The 6,378-nt window shown below is 69.4% G+C and carries 3 protein-coding genes; 1 reads left to right on the top strand and 2 read right to left on the bottom strand.

From position 1 onward, the window contains the following. Positions 1 to 80 precede the first annotated feature (80 nt). Positions 81 to 3,527: a DNA polymerase III subunit alpha gene (locus tag ACIBEA_RS43855; RefSeq protein ID WP_399270065.1), complete on the bottom strand. Its 3,447-nt coding sequence runs from the start codon at positions 3,525 to 3,527 to the stop codon at positions 81 to 83. Between the two features lie 207 nt (positions 3,528 to 3,734). Between ACIBEA_RS43855 and ACIBEA_RS43850 the strand changes: the two genes are divergently transcribed. Continuing rightward, positions 3,735 to 4,676: a hypothetical protein gene (locus ACIBEA_RS43850; RefSeq protein WP_399270063.1), complete on the top strand. Its 942-nt coding sequence runs from the start codon at positions 3,735 to 3,737 to the stop codon at positions 4,674 to 4,676. Positions 4,677 to 6,089: 1,413 nt separating this feature from the next. Here ACIBEA_RS43850 and ACIBEA_RS43845 read toward each other — a convergent pair. After that, positions 6,090 to 6,378, bottom strand: a 289-nt coding sequence (locus tag ACIBEA_RS43845; protein ID WP_399270061.1) for a transposase, incomplete at its 5' end; no start/stop codon positions are given.

The following is a 6,378-nucleotide window of genomic DNA, read 5'->3' as shown; positions in this document are numbered from 1 at the left end:
ACAAACGCGACTACATCTTCAACGGAACCCTGGCCACAGCAGCCATCGTGATCTGGCTCCGCGACCTCATCAAAGAGCCATCAGACACGGCCTAGACGGCGCAGATCTGCCGACCTGGTCCCTGCGGTCTGAAGATCAGCGAACGCGTGGATGCGAGCCCCCGCGGTTCCGTCGGGCAGCGTGCGGCCGGGGCGCGGGCCAGTGTCCTGGGCTGGGGTGGGTGCGGGGGTGGTGCGGCCGAGGAGGTCGAGGGCTGCCTGGGGGCCGTGATCCCGGCGGGCGAGGGCCACGTCTTCGAGGTTCCAGGCCATCTCGCCGACGACGGTGCGCCGGTTGCCGCGGCGTTCGACGGTGCCGCGGACCAGGAGCAGTCCGGACTGGAAGATCGTGTGGGCGCAGGCGTCGTGGGAGTCCTCGAAGAAGGCGACGTCGACCATGCCGGAGCCGTCTTCGAGGGTGACGAAGATGACGCGTTTCCCGCTGGGGATGGGCGGGGTCTGGGTGGAGGCGCGGACGCCCGCGACGAGGACGCGCTGTCCGGGGTGGAGGGCTTGGAGGTGTTTGGCGTCGGTGGCGCCGAGTTCGCGCAGGAGTCGGTGGTGGTGGTCCATGAGGTGGTGGGTGACGTCGATGGACAGGACGTCGAGTTCGGCAGACAGGGCTTCGCGGCGGGTCATCTCGGGCAGCCCGCTCGCGCCTGCGGTGACGAGGTCCTCGCCGAGGGGGAGCTGACCGTCGGTGGTGGTGCGCTGGCGGAAGTGGCGGTGCAGTTCGGTGGCCTGCAGCAGGAGGTCGCGGCGGGTCGCGTCGCCTTGGAGGGGGCCGAGGGCGCCGATCTGGATGAGGCGTTGGGCCAGGGGCAGGCTGGGGCGGGCGCGCTGCCAGAGGTCCTGGAGGCTGGTGTAGGGCTGGCCGGCTGCGATCCGGGCGGTCTCGGCCTCGCTGATCCCGTGCACCGTGGCCAGCGCGAGCCGCACCCCCCACCCGGTGTCGGTGCGCTCGACGCTGTGCTCGGGGCGGGAGGCGTTCACGTCGACGGGGAGCACGGGAACGCCGTTGCGGCGGGCGTCTGAGGCCAGGACGCGGCTGGGCCACATACCCGGGTCGTGCTCGAAGACACCGGCGTAGAAGGCGGCCGGGTGGTGCGTCTTGAGCCAGGCCGACTGTACCGCCGGGACCGCGAAGGCAACTGCATGAGCCCGGCAGAATCCGTAGGCCCCGAACTCTTTGACGACGTTCCAGACCTCGTCGACCACTGCGGCGCTGTACCCGTGGGCGCCGGAGGCCGCGCGGAACCACGTCTCGACTGCGGGGAGACGCGCGGGGTCGGCGAGGGCTCGCCGGGCGACGTCGCCGGCGGCGAGGTCGCAGCCCGTCATCCTGGAGAAGATCTGCATGATCTGCTCATGCCAGATGACGACCCCGTACGTGTCGTCCATGATCGACACCAGGTCCGGGTGCGGGTAGTGAGGCTGCTCAACGCCGTGACGTGCGGCGATAAACCTCGCCGGCATTCCCCCGGCCACCGGTCCCGGCCTGAAGAGCGAGATGTCGGCGATGACGTCCTGCATGTGCCGGGGCTGGAGACGCGAGATCAAGTCCTGCTGCCCACTTGACTCAATTTGGAAGCAGCCCAGTACGTTCCCGCTGCGGATCAGCTCGAAGGTCGCCTCGTCGCCGAGGTCGACGTGGTCGGGGCTGTCGAGGTCGAGCTGGCGGCCGGTGGTGCGGCGGATCTCGCCGACGGCGTGGGCCATGGCTGACTGCATGCGCACGCCCAGGACGTCCAGCTTGACCAGGCCGAGGTCTTCGACGTCGTGCTTGTCGGCTTGGACCATCGGATAGCCGCCGGGGGTCGGCTGCACCGGCAGCCGGTCCAGCAGGGAGATGTTGGAGATGATCACGCCGCACGGGTGCATCGCGTAGCCGCGCGGCAGGGCGTCGAGGCCTTCGGCGAGTTCCCACAGCGGGCCGAACTCGGCGGCCTCGGCGGCGAGCGCCTTGAGTTCGGGGAGCTCGGCGAGGGCGGTGCGGATGTCGCAGGCGCGGATGTGGGGGAAGCTCTTGGCGATCCGGTCCACGGTCTGGGGGCGGATGCCGAGCGCGAGTCCGGTGTCGCGCAGGGCCTGGCGGCCGCGGTAGGTCTCGGGCATCCCAGTGACGGCGACGCGCTGCGGCCCGAACCGCTCGAAGATCCTGTCGTACACCTCCAGCCGGCGCGCCGACTCCACGTCGAGGTCGATGTCCGGCAGCGAGGTCCGCCGCTCGGACAAGAAGCGCTCGAACAGCAAACGGTGTTCCAACGGGTTCGCCGTCGCGATGAACAAGGCGTGGTTGACCATGGACCCGGCGCCAGAGCCCCGGGCCGCAACGCGAATCCCCATCGCGCGCACGTCGGCAACGACCTGCGCGACCGCCAGGACGTACCCCTCGTAGCCCATGCGCCCGAGCACACCGAGTTCGTACTCCAGCTGCGCGAGCGCCTGCTCGTCACGGTCCAGGCCCCGAGCGCTCATCCCGGCCTCGCACCGCTGCCGCAGCAGCCGCATCGCGTCCCCGGCCGCCGGGCCGGCCCCGACCACCTGCGGCTCGGGGAAGTGCGGCCTTCCGAGCCCGAGGTCGACGACCGGATCGATGACGCAGGCCTCGCCGGTCAGGGCTGTCTCCGCGAGCAGCGCGGCCGCCCGGCCCGGCCCGCCGCCGCTGGCTTCCGCGATCCGCTGCGCCGCCGCCCGCATCGCATCCGGGTCTTTCAGCCAGCGCTCCCCGCAGTCCAGCCGCCGGCGGTCGATGGGGCGCAGTAGCCGGGCCGAGTCGAGCACGTCGGCGATCCGGTGCTGGGCCGGATCGGCGTAGCGGACGGCGTTGGTCAGCACCGCGCGGATCCCGAGCCGGTCGGCCAGCCCGACCGTACGGGCTGCCAGGCGCAGCGAGCCCGCTCCGGTACCGGACAGCCCCCACCACACGCTCTCCAGCCGCAGGTCGTCCCCGAAGATCTCGCGCCAGGGCGCGATGAGCTGCTCGGCCAGGTCCGGTCTCCCGGCCGCCAGCGCACGCACCGGCTCCGACATCGGCCCGAGCATCGCCGTCAGGCCGCCCTCGCCCGCGTGCCGACTGAGCGTCGCCCAGGACACCACGGGCGGCCCGCCCGCCGCACCCGCGTGCGCGGCGGACACCAGACAGCAGAGCCGTGCCCACCCCTGGGCATGCTGCGCCAGCAGCGTCACCCGCAGCGCCGGCTCCACCACGTACGCACCGCCACGCACCGGCGTCCGAGGGAGGACGGTGGGCCCCGGCTTCGCTGGCGCCGCAGGCTCGACCGCGACGTCGACACCGAAGACGGGCCGCACACCGGCCGCGGCGGCTGCCTTCGCGAAACGGACGGCCCCGGCAACGGTGTCCCGGTCGGTCAGCGCGAGCGTGCCGATACCCCGCTCCGCAGCCCGTCGCACCAGGTCACCGGGGTGGGAGGCTCCGTAGCGGGCCGAGTAGCCGCTGGCGACGTGGAGGTGCACGCCTGCGTCCATGACCCACCTCCGATCGCCCCAACACCCCTTTCCAGCCACTTTGGCCAGATGCCTCTTCCCACAGTACCGAACGAATGTTCGAACACGCGACCTGTGGGGCACCACGTCCCTCGCACGGGTGAATGTCCAGGTCAGCGGCGTACGGCCGCGCGGGCGAACCGTGGGTGCGCGGCACTGTCCCGGTCCGCCCTGGGGAACGGGTGGCCCATGACACGCCTCGTCCTGCCGCTCCCTCTGGCCCTGTGTAAGCCGGTCGATCGCATCCTCACGCCGAATTTCCTGGAGGCGAAGCTCGACGGTTGGCGCTGCCAGATCCGGTGCGGGGCCGGGAGGCTGTGGAGCCGACACGGGACCGACCTCACCGACCGATTCAGCGACATCGCCCAGGCCTCGCGCGAACTGCCCGACTGCGTTCTGGACGGCGAGCTCGTCGCGGTCCTCAACAGCGGTGAGGTGGCGTTCGCCCGTCTGCAGTCACGGTCCGGCCGCGGCGCGCGCCCCGGCGCGGATTTCTCCGTCCACCTCGCCGTCTTCGACGCCCTGGCCGTCGGCGACACCGACCTCCGCCCCCGGACCTACCAGGAGCGGCGTGAGCACCTTCTGGGTCTGCTGCGGGATGGGCCGCCGGCGATCCGGCCCGTCCCGGTCACCACGGACGTGGAGACCGCGCTCGGCTGGGTCGGTGGCCCTCTCGCTGTCGAAGGCGTGGTGATGAAGCCGGATCGCGCTTACGCGGCCGGCCACGCCTCGGGGTGGCTGAAGTGGCGGCAGATGCACACGAGCGAGGCCGTCGTCCTGGGGGTCAGCGGCCGAACGCCCGGTACCCAGTGCCTGGTCCTGGGCCTGCCCGGAGCCGACGGGCGTCTTCGCGCCGTCGGGGTCAGCCTGCCTCTGGCTCATCCAGTGCGCCGCGATCTCGTCGTACTCCTTCACCCAGCCGGGGAAACCGAGGCGTTGTTGTTTGGGATGGTTGGCGGTCTGCCCGGGTCCGAGCCGATCCGGTATCTGCCGGTGGTGGCCGAGGTCGTCGTGGAGATCGAAGCCGATCAGCTCCGTCCCCGCGAGTACGGCAGGTTTCGTCACCGGCCCCGAGTCATGCGCGTCCGAGCCGACTTGAGGCCGGAGCATCTGCGCGCACTCGGGACGTAGATCCCCGTCATCAAGCCGCTGCTGGCGCCATTCCAGGCCAACACCGCCTTCACCGACGCCGACCACCTCATCCGTGCGCTACGACACGGACTCCGCCAAATCCAGTACCGCAGCGACACCATCGACGGCTGTCTCACCGAAACCGGACTCAAACTGACGACACCACAGCTACAAGCTCAGTAACAGCTCCGCAAGCTCTCATCATGGGAAAGTCGAAGAACGGGCCACCACGCATCATCAGGAGGACGCCGTGTCACTGACGGTGAGACGGAACTACGAGATCACCGTAACCGCCATCGATGATCAGCGGATCTACCTCGGTCACTGGCTTGGCCCGTCGGATCCTGCTCCTCGGCGACGCCCCCTGAGCATTCGTGAACTCTACCCGTCGGCACACCCCTCTTCAGAGCCGTACGTGGAGGCCCGGTTCCTGTTAGATGAAGAGACGGTACGGCAGTTCTTCTCACTCTTCCGGGGGGACGACAGCAGACCACGCCGACAGCTCAGCTATGAGTACACGGTCCGCCATGACGGCGACAGCTGTACCGTCTCCTTCTCGATTCTCGCGACTTGCTCCGACGCGCCGGAGACGTTCACTGATACCGCCCTAAGGGACATGGTCGACCTAACCAAGGACGCGGAGGACCGACTGGACAACCACGCTCAGGAAATCCAGCGGCGCCTGTCCACCACAGAGACACAGCAGTGGCGCGAGACCAATCAAGCCACCGTGGAGCGGCTCACCGAAGCAGCACTCGATGAACTGGGAGCCACACCAAAGCTACCTACCGAACTACGGGAGCGCGCCGAGGCCGAGGCGACCAAGGCACGGGAGCGGTTCATACGAGCGCTGGCCAACGCCGTCTCCAGGGACCGGCGTGAGCTCGGGACGCAGGTCAGCATCGGCCTCAGCCGTGGACACCACTGGACAGTGGGACGGGGCATGTCCGCGAGGGACATCGTCGAGGACACCTTCGAGACCGCCGGCCTCCCCAGGCCGCTGCTCCCCGACAACATGGTGGAACTGATCAACACCGCGCTGTTGCTACGCAGCCCTGACCAGAGCGCGACATCGGTGGCTGGTCAGCTGCTGGGACCCACACGGCGGCGCCAGCCGAATCCGCGAGTGATCGACACGTGGACACCGCCTACCCTGCCGATCTGGGGTTCCGGCGTGCTGGCCCTGCTGGTGCTGGCCGTCTGTGTCTCCCCCGTCCCTCTCAGCACCCCTGCACTGGCTGTCATGCCCATCCTGTCTCTGGCGGTTCTGCTGATCGTGACCCGCGTCGCGTGGCGGCGCGGAGCGCACTTGTCGACCTGCCTTCTCGGCGGGGATGTCAACTGGTCTGTGTGTGATCGGTGTTGTGCTCTGTGGTCCTGGTTCCTGCCGTGGTTACTGTCGGTTGATGTTGGTCAGAGCGGGAGTCGGTCGCCGAACCGGATCTTGAACTGGTTCATGGCCCTGGTCCAGCCGAGGGTCCCGGTGCCGCGGATGCGGCCTTGGGGAACGCGGCCGTTGCCGTCGATGTGCCGGCCCTCGATGTTGCGGATGCCGAGGTAGAGCATCTTCATCGCGGCGTCGTCGGACGGGAAGTGCCCGCTGGTCTTGATGAGTTTTCGCAGGTTGCGGTTCATCGACTCGATCGCGTTGGTGGTGTAGATGACGCGGCGGATGTCCTGGTCGAAGTCGAGGAAGGGGATG

The organism is Streptomyces sp. NPDC051555, assembly GCF_044454405.1.
In the GTDB taxonomy this organism is placed as follows: domain Bacteria; phylum Actinomycetota; class Actinomycetes; order Streptomycetales; family Streptomycetaceae; genus Streptomyces.
The sequence above is the reverse complement of the archived record's forward strand: the minus strand, read 5'-3'. Positions and strand labels throughout refer to the sequence as shown.